The organism is Streptomyces sp. NPDC005017, assembly GCF_042873115.1.
GTDB lineage: Bacteria > Actinomycetota > Actinomycetes > Streptomycetales > Streptomycetaceae > Streptomyces.
On sequence record NZ_JBIALD010000013.1, the window covers coordinates 108,966 to 125,394 of the forward strand.

The 16,429-nt window shown below is 72.4% G+C and carries 13 protein-coding genes; 8 read left to right on the forward strand and 5 right to left on the reverse strand.

The window, feature by feature from the left end:
• The first annotated feature begins 165 nt into the window (after positions 1–165).
• From ACFYR0_RS21180 to ACFYR0_RS21205, 6 genes are all read left to right on the forward strand, one after another.
• On the forward strand, positions 166–3,198 hold the full coding sequence (locus ACFYR0_RS21180) for a SulP family inorganic anion transporter (RefSeq protein ID WP_389330037.1): 3,033 nt from the start codon (positions 166–168) through the stop codon (positions 3,196–3,198).
• A 385-nt stretch (positions 3,199–3,583) separates the two neighbouring features.
• Positions 3,584–5,542 carry an acetate--CoA ligase gene (gene acs / locus ACFYR0_RS21185; protein ID WP_389330040.1) on the forward strand — a complete coding sequence of 653 codons (1,959 nt, stop codon included), beginning with the start codon at positions 3,584–3,586 and terminating at the stop codon, positions 5,540–5,542.
• Between the two features lie 173 nt (positions 5,543–5,715).
• A complete protein-coding gene (nhaA, locus tag ACFYR0_RS21190; protein WP_389330043.1) occupies positions 5,716–7,146 on the forward strand; it encodes a Na+/H+ antiporter NhaA in 1,431 nt (476 codons plus the stop codon).
• A 57-nt stretch (positions 7,147–7,203) separates the two neighbouring features.
• Entirely contained in the window at positions 7,204–7,692 is a 489-nt protein-coding gene (locus ACFYR0_RS21195; RefSeq protein ID WP_389330046.1) for a phage holin family protein, read from the forward strand.
• Entirely contained in the window at positions 7,689–8,627 is a 939-nt protein-coding gene (locus ACFYR0_RS21200) for an alpha/beta fold hydrolase (RefSeq protein WP_389330049.1), read from the forward strand. Before ACFYR0_RS21195 ends, ACFYR0_RS21200 begins: the two co-directional genes overlap by 4 nt.
• A gap of 187 nt (positions 8,628–8,814) precedes the next feature.
• Positions 8,815–8,994, forward strand: a complete 180-nt coding sequence (locus tag ACFYR0_RS21205; protein WP_389330052.1) for a hypothetical protein — start codon at positions 8,815–8,817, stop codon at positions 8,992–8,994.
• 350 nt (positions 8,995–9,344) lie between these two features.
• Here ACFYR0_RS21205 and ACFYR0_RS21210 read toward each other — a convergent pair whose 3' ends face one another.
• The 3 genes from ACFYR0_RS21210 to nth all read right to left on the reverse strand — a co-directional run bounded on the left by ACFYR0_RS21210 (position 9,345) and on the right by nth (position 12,573).
• Complete coding sequence (locus ACFYR0_RS21210; RefSeq protein WP_389330055.1) at positions 9,345–10,544, reverse strand: MarP family serine protease; 1,200 nt, start codon at positions 10,542–10,544, stop codon at positions 9,345–9,347.
• Between the two features lie 117 nt (positions 10,545–10,661).
• Complete coding sequence (locus tag ACFYR0_RS21215; RefSeq protein WP_389330058.1) at positions 10,662–11,357, reverse strand: NUDIX hydrolase; 696 nt, start codon at positions 11,355–11,357, stop codon at positions 10,662–10,664.
• A 64-nt stretch (positions 11,358–11,421) separates the two neighbouring features.
• Entirely contained in the window at positions 11,422–12,573 is a 1,152-nt protein-coding gene (gene nth / locus ACFYR0_RS21220; RefSeq protein ID WP_389330061.1) for an endonuclease III, read from the reverse strand.
• A gap of 275 nt (positions 12,574–12,848) precedes the next feature.
• On the opposite strand from nth, the gene ACFYR0_RS21225 reads away from it, so the two are divergent.
• Together ACFYR0_RS21225 and ACFYR0_RS21230 are read left to right on the forward strand one after the other, a co-directional pair.
• Positions 12,849–13,523, forward strand: coding sequence for a Crp/Fnr family transcriptional regulator (locus ACFYR0_RS21225; protein WP_029382547.1), 675 nt, complete (start codon positions 12,849–12,851; stop codon positions 13,521–13,523).
• 88 nt (positions 13,524–13,611) lie between these two features.
• Positions 13,612–14,457, forward strand: coding sequence for a nucleotidyltransferase (locus tag ACFYR0_RS21230; protein WP_389330065.1), 846 nt, complete (start codon positions 13,612–13,614; stop codon positions 14,455–14,457).
• Between the two features lie 82 nt (positions 14,458–14,539).
• Here ACFYR0_RS21230 and ACFYR0_RS21235 read toward each other — a convergent pair whose 3' ends face one another.
• Together ACFYR0_RS21235 and ACFYR0_RS21240 are read right to left on the reverse strand one after the other, a co-directional pair.
• Positions 14,540–15,385 (reverse strand): MBL fold metallo-hydrolase, encoded by an 846-nt coding sequence (locus tag ACFYR0_RS21235; protein WP_389330067.1) that lies wholly within the window; start codon positions 15,383–15,385, stop codon positions 14,540–14,542.
• Complete coding sequence (locus tag ACFYR0_RS21240; RefSeq protein WP_389330070.1) at positions 15,382–16,293, reverse strand: NUDIX hydrolase; 912 nt, start codon at positions 16,291–16,293, stop codon at positions 15,382–15,384. Before ACFYR0_RS21240 ends, ACFYR0_RS21235 begins: the two co-directional genes overlap by 4 nt.
• Between the last annotated feature and the right edge of the window lie 136 nt (positions 16,294–16,429).

Below are 16,429 nucleotides of genomic sequence, written 5' to 3' on the forward strand. Positions count from 1 at the left end.
TGCGTCGAAAATTCAGGCGGACCCTTTACTCTGAATTACGATCTGTTTACCGAGCGTTGATTCATCCCGCCGCTGCACGCCGTGACCCACGGCCGCGACCCGACCCCGCCGCCCCGGCGGGGACCACCTGTTCCGCGACCGCGCCGCCCCGGAGGAGACGGGAACATGCCCGCCAGCGTCCCCACGCACGCCCAGTCCGCCACCCACCCCCAGCCCCTCGGCCCCGCGCCGACCGACGGGTCCGCGTCCGCCGGCTCCCCCCGCACCGGTCGCAGCCACCGGCCGCACAGCCCTCCGGCGGAACCGCGCCGCCGCCGACCGCGCCTTGCGGGCGCCGACGTGTCCGCCTCGATCGCGGTCTTCCTGATCGCCCTGCCCCTCTCGCTCGGTATCGCCCTGGCCACCGACGCCCCGCTGCAGGCCGGCCTCGTCGCCGCCGCCGTGGGCGGCGTGGTCGCCGGGCTGATCGGCGGCTCCCCGCTCCAGGTCAGCGGGCCCGCCGCCGGTCTGACGGTCGTCACCGCCGACCTCATCCACCGGTATGGCTGGCGCACCACCTGCGCGATCACCGTCCTCGCCGGAGTGACCCAACTGCTCCTCGGCAGACTGCGCGTGGCCCGCACCGCGCTCGCCGTCAGCCCCGCGATCGTCCACGGCATGCTCGCCGGAATCGGCGTCACCATCGCCGTCGCCCAGCTGCACATCGTCCTCGGCGGCACCCCGCAGAGCTCGGTACTCGCCAATCTCGGCGCGCTTCCGGCCCAGTTGGCGCGTCTGCACCCCGCCGCCGTGTCGATGAGCGTCCTGACGCTCGCCCTGCTTCTGCTCTGGCCCAGACTTCCCGGCCGGGCGGGCAGGCTGCTGCGGATCGTCCCGGCCCCGCTCGTCGCCGTCGCCGCGGCCACCGTGACCGCCTCGCTCACCGCGCTCAGCCTGCCGAAGGTGGGGCTGCCGTCCTGGAGCAGTCACGCCCTGGTGGGCCTGCCCGAGGGGCCGGTGACCGGGATCGCCGCGGCCGTGCTCACCATCACCCTGGTCTGCAGCGTGCAGTCGCTGCTCGGCGCGGTCGCCGTGGACAAGCTGGTCGCCTCCCAGCAGGCCGCCGTCGCGAAGCCGGGGGCCGAGCCCGGCTCGACCCCGCCCGGTACGGCCGCCCCCGGCAGCTCCGCGCCCCGCACCCCCCTCCGCCCCACCCGCTCCGATCTAGACCGCGAGCTGCTGGGCCAGGGCGCCGCCAACATCGTCTCCGGAGCCCTCGGCGGCCTGCCCGTGGCGGGTGTCGCCGTACGAAGTTCCGCGAATGTGCGCGCGGGTGCGATCAGCCGGAACTCCACGATGCTGCACGGCGTTCTCGTAGTAGTCGCCGCGCTGCTGATGGTCCCGATCCTGGAGCTCATCCCGCTCGCCTCGCTCGCCGCCCTGGTGATGGCCGTCGGTATCCAGATGGTCTCCCTGCACCACATCCGCACGGTGACCCGCCACCGAGAAGCGCTGGTCTACGCCGTCACCATCACCGGCGTGGTGCTGTTCGGGGTCCTGGAAGGCGTGGCGCTCGGCATCGCCGTGGCCGTCGCCGTCGCCATGAACCGCCTCGCCCGCACCCGCATCACGCACGACGAGAAGGAGGGAGTCCATCACGTACGTGTAAGAGGCCAGTTGACGTTCCTGGCGGTGCCCCGGCTCAGTCGTGCCCTGCATCTCGTACCCCAAGGCGCCCAGGTCGTCGTGGAGTTGGACGGCTCGTTCATGGACCACGCGGCCTACGAGACGCTGCACGACTGGCAGATCACCCACACCGCCCAGGGAGGCACGGTCGAGCTGACCGGACGCCGTGCCGGAGTCCGCATCGCCGAGCCCTCGGATCTCGCCGACTTCCGCGAGAGCCTGGGCGGGGGGACCGGGGACGCCCCGGCCGACACCTCCCACTGCCGGTGCCGCCCCTGGACACCCTGGCGCAACCACCAGTGCACGGGTCCGGAGAGCGGTGCGACGGTCCTCGGCAGCGGAGGCCCAGGCACGCGCCGTGAGGCTCCCGCATCCAGCGGGATGCCCTCGCTGAGCGGAGGAGCGCCCTCACCGGATGAAGCGCTTTCGTCGAGCGGAGCGCTTTCGCTGAGCGGAGGAATGTCCTCGCCGGACGGGGCGCCTTCGTGGGGCGGGACGCTCTCGCCGAACGCGACGCCCTCGCGGGATGGGGTGACTTCGCCGGACGGGGTGACTTCGCCGAGTGGGACACGCTCACCGGACGGGACACCTGAACCCGGGGGAACGCACTCGCCGCGCAGGACAGCCCTGCCCGACGAGGCCACCGCGCCGGAGAGCCCGCTCCTGCCCGAAGGCGCGCCCGCGGCCGGGGACACCCCGCGCCCCGGAGACTCACGCCTGCCCGGAAGCCCCTCCCTGTCCGCAGGGCCCCAGGCACCCGCCGGAGCCCTCACCCCCGACGGCACTCCCCCTCCACCCGTCGCTACAACGGGGCACGGCGGCCCGCCCGCGCTCCAGCCCGACGACCGGGAGCCGGGCGAGGATCAGCTGGTGCGCGGTATCAGCGCGTTCCAGCGCAACACCGCTCCCCTGGTGCGGGGCGAGCTGGCGCGGCTGGCGCGGGAGGGGCAGCGCCCGTCGCAGCTGTTCCTGACGTGCGCCGACTCGCGCGTGGTGACCTCGATGATCACCTCCAGTGGTCCGGGAGACCTGTTCGTGGTGCGCAACGTGGGCAACCTCGTGCCGCTGCCCGGTGCGGAGAGCGGGGACGACTCGGTCGCGGCGGCGATCGAGTACGCGGTGGACGTGCTGGAGGTGCGGTCCATCACGGTGTGCGGGCACTCGGGGTGCGGGGCCATGCAGGCGCTGCTCAACTCCGAGCCCGGGGGCGCGCGGACACCGCTGAAGCGCTGGCTGCGGCACGGCCTGCCCAGCCTGGAGCGGATGGCGGACGACAGCCGGCCCGGGGCGCGGCTCGCCGGGCGGCGTCCGGCGGACGCGGTCGAGCAGTTGTGCCTGACCAACGTCGTGCAGCAGCTGGAGCACCTGCTGGCCCACGAGTCGGTGACCCGGGCGCTGCGGCGGGGCGCGCTGGAACTGCACGGCGTGTACTTCCACGTGGGCGAGGCCCAGGCCTATCTGCTCACCGGCGGGGCGGGAGCGGAGCTGTTCGACCATGTGGCGGGGGCGGGGGAGGTACGCAGCCCGGTGTGAGGGGGTGCGCCGCGCCGGGGCGGCGCACCCGTCCGGGCCGGGGCGGCCGACCCGCCCGCCCCGGCCCGGCCACGTGGGCCGCCCGAATCCCGGACGCCCCGGCCACCCCGGCGGACCGATCCCCGGTAGGTCCTGCCGGATACGGAAGCCCGCCCTCGTATGTGAGGGCGGTTACACGCCTGAACCCGATGGCACGGTCGTCCGTGGGAATCCTCGTACGCCCGGGTCACGGGGATCGGCGCAGCGGGCTGGAGGAGACCGGCGGAGACCGCACCTGGAGCTCAAAAGGTCTACACCAATTTTCGGACGACCCTTGTCATCGGGCCCCTGGGTCTGATGAGCTGTGGCCTGGGACACAACGGACACCCTGGGAAAGGGAGATGTCGTGAGCAACGAAAGCCTGGCCAACCTGCTGAAAGAGGAGCGCAGGTTCGCGCCGCCCGCCGACCTGGCCGCGAACGCCAACGTCACCGCGGAGGCGTATGAGCAGGCCAAGGCTGACAGGCTCGGTTTCTGGGCCGCGCAGGCCCGGCGCCTGACCTGGGCCAAGGAACCGACGGAAACCCTCGACTGGTCCAACCCGCCGTTCGCGAAGTGGTTCCAGGACGGCGAGCTGAACGTCGCCCACAACTGCGTCGACCGGCACGTCGAGGCCGGCCACGGCGACCGCGTCGCCATCCACTTCGAGGGCGAGCCCGGCGACAGCCGCTCCCTCACCTACGCCGAACTCAAGGACGAGGTGTCCAGGGCCGCGAACGCCCTGCTGGAACTCGGTGTCGCCAAGGGCGACCGGGTCGCCGTCTACATGCCGATGATCCCCGAGACGGCCGTCGCGATGCTGGCGTGCGCCCGCATCGGCGCCGCGCACTCCGTCGTGTTCGGCGGGTTCTCCGCGGACGCCCTCGCCACCCGCATCCAGGACGCCGACGCCAAGGTCGTCATCACCGCCGACGGCGGCTACCGCCGCGGCAAGCCCTCCGCCCTCAAGCCCGCCGTCGACGAGGCCGTCACCAGGACCGGCAGCGTGGAGCACGTCCTCGTCGTCCGCCGCACCGGCCAGGAGGTCGCCTGGGACGAGGACCGCGACGTGTGGTGGCACGACATCGTGGACAGGCAGTCCACCGAGCACACGGCCGAGGCGTTCGGCGCCGAGCAGCCGCTGTTCATCCTCTACACCTCCGGCACCACCGGCAGGCCCAAGGGCATCCTGCACACCTCCGGCGGCTACCTCACCCAGACCGCATACACCCACCACGCCGTCTTCGACCTCAAGCCGGAGACCGACGTCTACTGGTGCACCGCCGACGTCGGCTGGGTCACCGGCCACTCGTACATCGTCTACGGGCCCCTCGCCAACGGCGCCACCCAGGTCATGTACGAGGGCACCCCGGACACCCCGCACCAGGGCCGGTTCTGGGAGATCATCCAGAAGTACAAGGTGACGATCCTCTACACCGCGCCCACCGCGATCCGCACCTTCATGAAGTGGGGCGACGACATCCCCGCCAAGTTCGACCTCTCCTCCCTGCGGGTCCTGGGCTCGGTCGGCGAGCCGATCAACCCCGAGGCGTGGATCTGGTACCGCAAGCACATCGGCGCCGACACCACCCCGATCGTGGACACCTGGTGGCAGACCGAGACCGGCGCCATGATGATCTCCCCGCTGCCCGGCGTCACCGACACCAAGCCCGGCTCCGCCCAGACCCCGCTGCCCGGCATCAGCGCCACCGTCGTCGACGACGAGGCCAACGAGGTACCGGACGGAGGCGGCGGCTACCTCGTCCTGACCGAGCCCTGGCCGTCCATGCTGCGCACCATCTGGGGCGACGACCAGCGCTTCCTCGACACCTACTGGTCCCGCTTCGAGGGCAGGTACTTCGCCGGCGACGGCGCGAAGAAGGACGACGACGGCGACATCTGGCTCCTCGGCCGCGTCGACGACGTCATGCTCGTCTCCGGCCACAACATCTCCACCACCGAGGTCGAGTCCGCGCTCGTCTCCCACCCCGCCGTCGCCGAGGCCGCCGTCGTCGGCGCCGCAGACGACACCACCGGCCAGGCCATCGTCGCCTTCGTCATCCTGCGCGGCACCGCCGACCCCGACGACGAGGGCCTCGTCGACGCGCTGCGCAACCACGTCGGCGCCACCCTCGGCCCGATCGCCAAACCCAAGCGGATCCTCCCGGTCGGCGAACTCCCCAAGACCCGCTCCGGCAAGATCATGCGCCGCCTCCTGCGCGACGTCGCCGAGAACCGCCAGCTCGGAGACGTCACCACCCTCACCGACTCCACCGTCATGGACCTCATCCAGGCCAAACTCCCCGCCGCACCCAGCGAGGACTGAGTCCCGGCTCCGAAGGGGCACCCGGCGCAGCCCGCGCCGGGTGCCCCTTTTGCGTTTAACGTAAGGATCATCGGACAGCCCTTCCGCACCTTGGGTAACCTCGGCACAACAGGTGCGCCGGGAAGTCTGGTCGGCATGCGTTCCGTCATGCCCACCGACCGGAGGTCCTCCACGTGGCCGCGCCCCGCACCACCGCAACCCGCAAGTTCCTCGGCCGGCTGTCCCTTCCCGAGCGGAACTACGTCGCGGACGCGCTGCGCACCGAGACCGTCGGCGGGGTGCTGCTGCTGCTCGCCGCGACAGCCGCCCTGATCTGGGCGAACGTCCCCGCGCTGCACAACAGCTACGAGAGCGTCGCGCACCACCACATCGGCCCCGAGGCCCTCGGCCTGGACCTCTCCGTCGCGCACTGGGCCGCCGACGGACTTCTCGCGATCTTCTTCTTCGTCGCCGGTATCGAGCTCAAGCGCGAGCTCGTCGCCGGAGATCTGCGCGATCCGCGGGCCGCCGCCCTGCCGGTCGTGGCGGCGCTGTGCGGAATGGCGGTGCCCGCGCTGGTCTACGTGCTGACCAACACCGTCGGCGGCGGCTCCCTCGACGGCTGGGCCGTGCCCACGGCCACCGACATCGCCTTCGCGCTCGCGGTGCTCGCGGTCATCGGCACCTCGCTGCCCAGCGCCCTGCGCGCCTTCCTGCTCACGCTCGCGGTGGTCGACGACCTGTTCGCCATCCTGATCATCGCGGTGTTCTTCACCGATCAGATCGACTTCCTCGCGCTCGGCGGCGCGTTCGTCGGCCTCGCCGTCTTCTGGCTGCTGCTGCGGGCGGGCGTGCACGGCTGGTACGTCTACGTGCCGCTCGCCCTGGTCGTCTGGGGGCTGATGTACAACAGCGGCGTCCACGCCACCATCGCCGGTGTCGCCATGGGCCTGATGCTGCGCTGCTCCACCCGCGAGGGCGAGGAGCACTCTCCCGGCGAACGGATCGAGCACCTCGTACGGCCGCTGTCGGCAGGTCTGGCCGTGCCGCTGTTCGCGCTGTTCAGCGCGGGGGTGCCGGTGTCGGCCGAGGCGCTGGCGGACGTGTTCACCACGCCGGAGCCGCTCGGCGTGGTCCTGGGCCTGGTGGTCGGCAAGACGCTCGGCGTCTTCGGCGGGACCTGGCTGACCGCGCGCTTCACGCGGGCGACCCTCAGCGAGGAGCTCCAGTGGGCGGACGTGTTCGCGGTCGCCTCGCTGGCCGGGATCGGGTTCACCGTCTCCCTGCTCATCGGCGAGCTGGCGTTCGAGGAGGACGCGGCCCTGATGAGCGAGATCAAGGCAGCCGTCCTGCTGGGCTCGCTGATCGCGGCGACCCTGGCCACGATCCTGCTGAAGATCCGCAACACCCAGTACCGGCGCCTGTGGGAGGCCGAGGAACGCGACGAGGACCAGGACGGCATCCCGGACATCTACGAGCAGGACGAACCGGACTACCACCTGCGGATGGCCGAGATCCACGAGCACAAGGCGGCCGAGCACCGCAGGCTCGCCGAGGAGAAGGCCGCCGCGCGGCTTGCCGAAGTGGCGGGCGGGGCAGGCGAGGAGAACCCCCGTCCGGCATGATCTGACGGGACGGTACAAAAGACACGGCACATACCCAGACGGAAGAGGGAGACCGCGATGAGCGCACCCGACGGCAGCCCGGTCGGCGCCGAACGCAGCATCGGCCAGTTGTTCGCCTCCGCGACCACCGAGCTGTCGGCGCTCGTACACGACGAGATCGCCCTGGCCAAGGCTCAGCTCAAGCAGGACGTCAAGCGCGGCGCGACGAGCGGCGGCGCCTTCACGGTGGCCGGCGCGGTCCTGGTGTTCTCCCTGCCGATGCTCAACTTCGCCCTCGCCTACGGCATCCGCACGTGGAGCGACTGGAACCTCGCAGTCTGCTTCCTGCTGTCCTTCGCGGCGAACGTGCTGGTCGCAGGCGTCCTCGCGCTGATCGGTGTGGTGTTCGCGAAGAAGGCCTCCAAGAGCAAGGGCCCGCAGAAGGTCGCCGCGTCCATGAAGGAGTCGGCGAGCGTGCTGCAGAACGCCAAGCCGCACCCGCGACCCGAGCTGCCGACGGACGTGGCGCCCAAGGCCATCGAGGCTGTGGCACGCTCGTCGTCATGACGGACCCCGCCACTCCCCCGGTCCCGCTCGCTTCGGTCATCCGGCCGGACGGGCCCTGGACGCACCGCGAGGTCGCCGCCAACGGCGCGCGATTCCACATCGCGGAGGCCGGCGACGGCCCGCTCGTGATGCTGCTGCACGGCTTCCCGCAGTTCTGGTGGGCCTGGCGGCACCAGCTGACCGCGCTGGCCGACGCCGGATTCCGGGCCGTCGCCATGGACCTGCGCGGGGTCGGCGGCAGCGACCGCACCCCGCGCGGCTACGACCCCGCGAACCTCGCGCTCGACGTCACCGGTGTGATCCGCTCCCTCGGCGAGCCCGACGCCGCGCTGGTCGGCCACGACCTGGGCGGCTATCTGGCCTGGACGGCGGCCGTGATGCGACCCAAGCTGATCCGCCGGCTGGCGGTGTCCTCGATGCCCCACCCGCGGCGCTGGCGCTCGGCGATGCTGGCCGACGTCCGGCAGAGCGCCGCGAACTCCTACATCTGGGGCTTCCAGCGGCCCTGGATCCCCGAGCGGCAGCTCGTCGCCGACGACGGCGCGCTGGTCGGGAAGCTGATCCGGGACTGGTCGGGCCCCCGGCCGCCGGAAGACGAGGCCGTGCGGACCTACCAGCGCGCCATGTGCATCCCCTCCACGGCCCACTGCTCCATCGAGCCGTACCGCTGGATGGTGCGCTCGCTGGCCCGGCCGGACGGCTTCCAGTTCAACCGGCGGATGAAGCGGCCCGTACGGGTGCCCACGCTGCACCTGCACGGCTCCCTCGACCCGGTGACCCGCACCCGCAGCGCGGCGGGCTCCGGCCAGTACGTCGAGGCGCCCTACCGCTGGCGGCTGTTCGACGGACTCGGGCACTTCCCTCACGAGGAGGACCCGGTGGCCTTCTCGAGCGAGCTGATCAACTGGCTGAAGGACCCCGAGCCTGACCGCTGATGGCACCGCGTCACCCGAACGGGCGTCCGGGCGGGAACGGTTTCCGGCTCCGTCCGTGACCGTTCCGGTGCGCCCGGTATCCGGAAGCGGAACACCTGTCCTACGAACGGCCAATTGCCCGGCGCATAGGCCAATTGGGGGCCACGGCGGCGGTTATGGACCTTGGGGCGAGGGCAGACGTCGGGGTATGGGCTGGACGCACGACTACAGTGACGCAGCACGCGACCGACGCTCGGGCAACTCCCTGAGCTCCCACCAGCGAGGAGGCCCGCCGCTGCCGGGCTCCGACCTCAGGGTGGGCATTCCACACATCCTGCGCCGCCGGGCCCGCTGGGTCTCGGCGCGCCTGCGCCACCCCCGCGGCTGACACCGGCGGCCGCGGACCGCCGTCCAGAGCCTGTCCGCCACGTTCCCGTCGTCCGCCCGCAAGGGCGGGCCGGCGCCTCGCGCTCACCCGCGCCAGGCCCCGCGCGCCGGGCGGGAATTCACCGGGCAGGCCCAGGGCCCTTCTGACGGATCTCCGTGGGAGAAGGAGCGGCGTTCCGTGCGTGCGATCGGCGTGCGGCGCGGAGGGTCGTGTGGCGGAGCCACCTGTCCCTCCGCGCCGTGTGGCTTGGGGGTACCTCCCACGCCCTTGAGGCAGTGGAGGAGTGCGTGCCGGGCGTCACGACGCCGCGCAGATCCGTCAGAAGGGTTCAAGAACCCTTCTGACGGGCCCTAGAGCGCGCAGCTGTCGCTGTCCACCTGCTGGGTCGCCGTGCGGCCCTTGGTGATGTCCTCCGCGATCTCGTCCGCGGTCAGGGCGTAGCCGGTGTCGGCGTCGTCCAGGGACTTCGCGAAGACCACGCCGTACACCTCGCCCTCCGGGGTGAGCAGCGGGCCGCCGGAGTTGCCCTGGCGGACGGTCGCGTACAGCGAGTAGACGTCACGGCGGACGGTGCCGCGGTGGTAGATGTCCGGTCCGTTGGCCGGGATACGCCCTCGCACGCGCGCGGCGCGTACGTCGTACGCCCCGTTCTCCGGGAAGCCGGCGACGATCGCTCCGTCGTCGCTCTCGGCGTCGGTGGTGGTGAACCGCAGGGCGGGCGCGTTCAGGTCGGGCACGTCCAGGACGGCGATGTCGCGCTTCCAGTCGTACAGGACGACGGTGGCGTCGTAGCGGCGGCCCTCGCCGCCTATCTGGACGGTGGGCTCGTCGACGCCGCCCACGACGTGCGCGTTGGTCATCACGCGGCGGTCGTCGAAGACGAAGCCGGTGCCCTCCAGGACCTTGCCGCAACTCTGGGCGGTGCCCACCACCTTGACGATGGAACGCTTGGCGCGGACGGCGACGGCACTGTTGGCCAGGGCGGGGTCCGGCGGCCGTACGTCGGTGATCGGCTCGTTGGCGAAGGGGCTGAAGACCTGCGGGAAGCCGTTCTGGGCGAGGACCGTGGAGAAGTCGGTGAACCAGGTGTCGGCCTGCGCGGGCAGCACTCTGGACACGCCGAGCAGCACCTTGGAGCTGCGGACCTCCTTGCCGAGTGTCGGCAGGGTGGTGCCGGCGAGGGCGGAGCCGATGAGCCAGGCGACGAGCAGCATGGCCACGACGTTGACCAGGGCGCCGCCGGTGGCGTCCAGCGCGCGGGCCGGGGACCAGGTGATGTACCGCCGCAGCTTGTTCCCCAGGTGGGTGGTCAGGGCCTGGCCGACCGACGCGCAGACGATCACCACGACGACCGCGACGACGGCGGCGGTCGTGCTGACCTCGGCGTTGTCGGTGGCCGCGTCCCAGATGACGGGCAGCGTGTACACGGCGACCAGGCCACCGCCGAGGAAGCCGATCACCGACAGGATGCCGACCACGAAGCCCTGGCGGTAGCCGACGATCGCGAACCACACGGCAGCGACCAGCAACAGGATGTCCAGCACGTTCACTGCTTCGGGCCTCGCCTCGTCATCTTCCGTCCACTCCACTCGGCCCGGGGGCCGGGTCGCCGCACAGCGGCAAACGAACCCAGTGTCCCCTGTGCGCACCGCACGCTGGCCACCCTGTCATGAGCGCCAGTCGAGCGGGACCTGCTTGCCCCGGTCCCAGGGGCGCTCCCAGCCGGAGAAATGCAGCAGGCGGTCGATCACACCGGCCGTGAAACCCCAGACCAGAGCCGATTCGACCAGGAATGCCGGGCCTCTGTGGCCACTGGGGTGGACGGTGGTCGCGCGGTTCTCGGGGTCCGTGAGATCCGCCACGGGGACGGTGAACACCCGTGCGGTCTCGTTCGGGTCGACGACGCCGACCGGGCTCGGTTCGCGCCACCAGCCGAGGACCGGGGTGACGACGAAGCCGCTGACCGGGATGTAGAGCTTGGGCAGGACACCGAAGAGCTGGACCCCGGACGGATCGAGCCCGGTCTCCTCCTCGGCCTCGCGCAGGGCCGCGCGCAGCGGGCCGTCGGCCTGCGGGTCGCCGTCCTCCGGGTCCAGGGCGCCGCCCGGGAAGGAGGGCTGCCCGGCGTGCGAGCGCAGGGAGCCGGCGCGCTCCATCAGCAGCAGCTCGGGGCCCTGCTCGCCCTCGCCGAACAGGATCAGGACGGCGGACTGGCGTCCCGCGCCGTTCTCCGGGGGCAGGAAGCGGCTAAGCTCCAGCGGCTTCACCGTCTCCACGGCGTGCACCACCGGGTCCAGCCAGTCCGGCAGGCCCTCCTTGCTCAGCGTCACCGGTCCGCCCCGCGTATGGCTCGCGCGCGTCATAGCCACCCCCGTTCCACCCGGTCCAACGCCCGGGCCCGCCGTGATCGTTCCCTTGTCGCGCCCGTCATCCGGCACCCAGCGGGGGCGCGGCCCTGCCGCCCGCGTCCAGATACGCCTGCGGGGGGTTCAGGCGCTGGCCGGGCAGGCCCGCCTTCTCGTACTTCAGCAGCTTCTTCGCCTTCTCCGGATCGGTCTCGCCCTCGCCGTACGCCGGGCAGAGCGGCGCGATGGGGCAGGCGCCGCAGGCCGGCTTGCGGGCGTGGCAGATACGGCGGCCGTGCCAGATGACGTGGTGCGACAGATCGGTCCAGTCGCTCCTGGGAAACAGGGCGCCGACGGTCGCCTCGATCTTGTCGGGGTCCGTCTCCTCGGTCCACTGCCAGCGCCGCACCAGCCGCTGGAAGTGCGTGTCCACGGTGATGCCGGGCCGCCCGTAGGCGTTGCCCAGCACCACGAACGCCGTCTTGCGGCCGACCCCGGGCAGCTTGACCAGGTCCTCCAGCCGGCCGGGCACCTCTCCGCCGAACTGCTCCACCAGTCCCCTGGACAGCCCTATGACCGACTTGGTCTTCGCCCGGAAGAACCCGGTCGGGCGCAGGATCTCCTCGACCTCCTCCGGGTTGGCGGCGGCCAGGTCCTCGGGGGTGGGGTACTTCGCGAACAGCGCCGGGGTCGTCTGATTGACCCTCAGGTCGGTCGTCTGGGCCGACAGCACGGTGGCGACCAGGAGTTGGAAGGGGTTGGCGAAGTCCAGCTCGGGGTGGGCGTACGGGAAGACCTCGGCGAGCTCCCGGTTGATACGGCGGGCGCGGCGGACCAGCGCGGTGCGGGACTCGCTCTTCCTCGGCGACGCGGCGGCGGCCGTCCGCGCGGACGCGGTCTTCACCGCGGAGGTGCCCTTCGCGCCGACGGCGGCGGGCTTCTTGACGGCGGTGGCCTTCTTCACGGGGGCGGACTTCTTGGCCGTCGCCTTCTTGGCCGACGTCGCCTTTTCAGCCGCTGTCTTCTTGGCCGCCGCCTTCTTCACTGCTGACGTCTTCGCGGGGGCGGCCTTCTCGGCGGAAGCCGACTTCTTCGCGGGAGCGGTGCTCTTCTCGGGAGTGGTGCTCTCCGCGGCAGCGGCCCGCTTCCGCGTCCCCGTGGCCTTCCTCCCGGCCGTCGCGCTTTTCGTGGCTTCTGCCGCTTTCCTGTCACCGTCAGGGGTCTGTTCGCCCACAGCGGAATCCCGCCGTACAACCATCCGCCCAGCCCCCTCGGCCTGCGCTCTCACCGGCGTTTTGGACACTCGGTCAGCCTACGGCCCGCCACCGACATCCGCCCCGGACCCTGAAGATCGGCGCCCAATTGGACCCCTGCCGCTTACCCCGGGACACCAGTGCGGCATCCTTGTGACAGATCACACTGTTTGGACCGTCCGGCAAAATGGGCACCGTGGTCCCCTGGTACACCGGGGAGCAAGATCCCCTGAGCAGGTCGACAAGGAGAGAACTCGTGGACGACGTTCTGCGGCGCAATCCGCTCTTCGCGGCTCTCGACGACGAGCAGGCCGCGGAGCTTCGCGCCTCCATGAGTGAGGTGACTCTGGCGCGGGGCGACTCCCTGTTCCACGAGGGCGACCCGGGCGACCGGCTCTACGTGGTGACGGAGGGCAAGGTCAAGCTGCACCGCACCTCCCCCGACGGCCGCGAGAACATGCTCGCCGTCGTCGGCCCCGGAGAGCTGATCGGCGAGCTGTCGCTGTTCGACCCGGGCCCGCGCACCGCCACCGCCACCGCGCTGACCGAGGTCAAGCTGCTGGGCCTCGGCCACGGCGACCTCCAGCCCTGGCTGAACGCCCGCCCGGAGGTGGCCGCGGCCCTGCTGCGCGCCGTCGCGCGCCGGCTGCGCAAGACCAACGACGCCATGTCGGACCTGGTCTTCTCCGACGTGCCCGGCCGTGTGGCGCGCGCCCTGCTGGACCTCTCGCGCCGCTTCGGTGTGCAGTCCGAGGAGGGCATCCACGTCGTCCACGACCTCACGCAGGAGGAGCTGGCCCAGCTGGTGGGCGCCTCGCGCGAGACGGTCAACAAGGCGCTCGCCGACTTCGCCCAGCGCGGCTGGCTGCGCCTGGAGGCGCGGGCCGTGATCCTGCTGGACGTCGAGCGTCTCGCCAAGCGCTCCCGGTGAGTTACGCCGGCCTGAACGGCCGGTGACGTTCACCCCCCACGCCGAAAATGCGCTGCCACTGTGCCCCGGTCGGGGGCACAGTGGCCCCATGACCGAGACGGTGCACCGCGCCGCCCGCGCCCCACGGCAGTCGCGGCCCGGCCTGGACGCCCAGGGCTGCATCGAGCGCGAGGGCTCACTGGGGCGGATTCCGCAGCCCTTCCGGCCCGTGGTCGTGGCGGCCCGTGACGGGCTCCTGGACCTCTTCGGCGACCGGCTGCACAGCGGCTACCTCTACGGGTCCGTCCCGCGCGGCACCGCGCGCGTGGGGCGCAGCGACCTGGACCTGCTGGTCGCGCTGCGCGAGGAACCGGCCGACGCCGACCGGGACGCCGTAAGGGCGCTGGACGAGGCGCTCGACAAACGGTTCGAGCAGGTCGACGGGGTCGGCACGCTGCTCCACGGCAGGGCGCGGCTGCTGAGCGACCTCGAGACGTACGACCTGGGCTGGTTCGTGGCGTGTCTGTGCACCCCGCTGCTGGGTGAGGACCTCGCCGAGTACCTCCCGCGCTACCGCCCCGACTCCCGGCTCGCCCGGGAGACCAACGGCGACCTCGCGCTGCTCCTGCCGCGATGGCGGGACCGTGTCGCCGAGGCCCGGACGCCCGAGGCGCGCCGCCGGCTGGTGCGGTACACCTCCCGGCACCTGGTCCGCACCGGCTTCACCCTGGTCATGCCGCGCTGGAACGGCTGGACCAGCGATCTGCACGAGATGGCCGAGGCCTTCGCGGGCCACTACCCGGAGCGCGCCGACCGGCTCCGCGCGGCGGCCGTCCTCGGCTACGAGCCGACCGACGACCCCGCCGTCCTCGCCTCCTACGTCGACGACCTCGGGCCGTGGCTGGAGGCGGAGTACACGCGCGTGCACGGCACGAAGGCGCCCCGGCCCGCGTGAGGCCGTGCCGCGGCCGGTGCGAGGCCGTGAGGGCCGTGAGGGCCGTGAGGGCCGTGAGGGCCGTGAGGGCCGTGAGGGGACGCTAGGGCCTGTCGCCCTGGATCAGGCCGTGTTCCTCCAGGTACTCCATCTGCGCGCGGACCGACAGCTCGGCCGCGGGCCACAGGGAGCGGTCCACGTCGGCGTAGACGTGCCGCACGACCTGTCCGGGCGTGCGGTAGCCGTCCTCGACGGCCGTCTCGACCTGGGCCAGCCGGTGGGCGCGGTGGGCGAGGTAGAACTCCACGGCTCCCTGGGCGTCCTCCAGGACCGGCCCGTGGCCCGGGAGCACGGTGTGCACGCCGTCGTCGACCGTGAGGGACCTCAGACGCCGCAGGGAGTCCAGATAGTCGCCGAGCCGCCCGTCGGGGTGCGCCACGACCGTCGTGCCGCGTCCCAGGATCGTGTCGCCGGTCAGCACCGCGCGGTCGGCCGGCAGATGGAAGCACAGGGAGTCGGCGGTGTGCCCGGGGGTGGGCACGACCCGCAGCTCCAGACCGCCGAGCTCGACGACGTCTCCGGCGGCCAGGCCCTCGTCGCCCAGCCGGAGAGCCGGGTCCAGGGCACGCACGCGCGTGCCGGTCAGCCCGGCGAAACGGGCGGCGCCCTCGGCGTGGTCCGGGTGGCCGTGGGTGAGCAGGGTGAGGGCGACACGCTTGCCCGCCTTCTCGGCGGTGTCGACGACGTTGCGCAGATGGCCCTCGTCCAGCGGGCCCGGGTCGACCACCACGGCCAGGTCGGAGTCCGGCTCGGCGAGGATCCAGGTGTTGGTGCCGTCCAGGGTCATCGCGGAGGCGTTCGGCGCCAGCACGTTCACCGCGCGCGCGGTGGCTCGGCCGGACAGGACCCCGCCGCGGGGCTGGCCGGGCAGGGCGCTCGCGTCGGTCATGATCGGGCTCCACCCATCGGGTTCCGCGGGGCCTGCGCCGGGGTCCCGGCGGTGCCCGTCGGGACGTGCTTGGTGAACTCGTCGTGTCCCGGCCACGTCAGCACGATCTCGCCGCCCTCCAGCCGCGCCTGGGCGAGCACCGGGGCCAGGTCCCGGCCGGGCGCGGCGGCGAGTGCCTCGGCGGCCGTGCCGTACGCGAGGAGCTGGCGCAGCGTGGCGATGGTGGGCGGCATCATCAGCAGCTCGCCCTTGTCGTACCCGGCGGCCGCCTCCTCGGGGCGGATCCACACCGTGCGGTCCGCCTCCGTGGAGACGTCACGGGTGCGCTGCCCGGCGGGCAGGGCCGCGACGAAGAACCAGGTGTCGTAACGGCGCTCCTCGAACTCCGGGGTGATCCAGCGGGTCCAGGCGCCCAGCAGGTCGGAGCGCAGCACCAGGCCGCGACGGTCGAGGAACTCGGCGAAGGACAGCTCACGTGCCACGAGTGCCGCGCGATCGGCCTCCCAGTCCTCTCCCGTGGTGTCGCCGACGACCTCGTCCGCGGCGGGCCCCGCGAGCAGGACCCCGGCCTCCTCGAACATCTCGCGCACGGCGGCGCACACGATCGCCTGGGCGCCGCGCTCGTCCACGCCGAGGCGTTCGGCCCACCACGCGCGCGTGGGGCCCGCCCAGCCGATCTGGTGGTCGTCGTCGCGCGGATCGACGCCCCCGCCCGGGTAGGCGTAGGCGCCCCCGGCGAAGGCCATCGAGGCGCGTCTGCGCAGCATGTGCACGGCTGGACCGCCGGCGCCGTCCTTCAGCAGCATGACGGTCGCGGCGCGCCGGGGCTGCACGGGTGTGAGGGTGCCGTCCGCGTGGGCGCGGATCCGGTCCGGCCACTGAGGGGGGTACCACTGACCGTTCGCCATGGCCGGAGGCTATCCCGTGGCGGGCGGATGTTCGAGAGGGGGTCGATCACCGGCCGCCGGGAGAGGGTGCGCGAGAGGGCTGGTCACCGGGCCTGACTCGCCCGGGAAGCCCCGCCGCCGGGGCCGGACGCCCGGC

What these genes read in the sequence shown, in the direction of transcription:
- ACFYR0_RS21180 (WP_389330037.1), top strand. Translation starts at nt 166, where the DNA reads ATGCCCGCCAGCGTCCCCACGCACGCCCAGTCCGCCACCCACCCCCAG.
- ACFYR0_RS21195 (WP_389330046.1), top strand. Translation starts at nt 7,204, where the DNA reads ATGAGCGCACCCGACGGCAGCCCGGTCGGCGCCGAACGCAGCATCGGC.
- ACFYR0_RS21200 (WP_389330049.1), top strand. Translation starts at nt 7,689, where the DNA reads ATGACGGACCCCGCCACTCCCCCGGTCCCGCTCGCTTCGGTCATCCGG.
- ACFYR0_RS21205 (WP_389330052.1), top strand. Translation starts at nt 8,815, where the DNA reads ATGGGCTGGACGCACGACTACAGTGACGCAGCACGCGACCGACGCTCG.
- ACFYR0_RS21215 (WP_389330058.1), bottom strand. Translation starts at nt 11,357, where the DNA reads ATGACGCGCGCGAGCCATACGCGGGGCGGACCGGTGACGCTGAGCAAG.
- ACFYR0_RS21230 (WP_389330065.1), top strand. Translation starts at nt 13,612, where the DNA reads ATGACCGAGACGGTGCACCGCGCCGCCCGCGCCCCACGGCAGTCGCGG.
- ACFYR0_RS21235 (WP_389330067.1), bottom strand. Translation starts at nt 15,385, where the DNA reads ATGACCGACGCGAGCGCCCTGCCCGGCCAGCCCCGCGGCGGGGTCCTG.
- ACFYR0_RS21240 (WP_389330070.1), bottom strand. Translation starts at nt 16,293, where the DNA reads ATGGCGAACGGTCAGTGGTACCCCCCTCAGTGGCCGGACCGGATCCGC.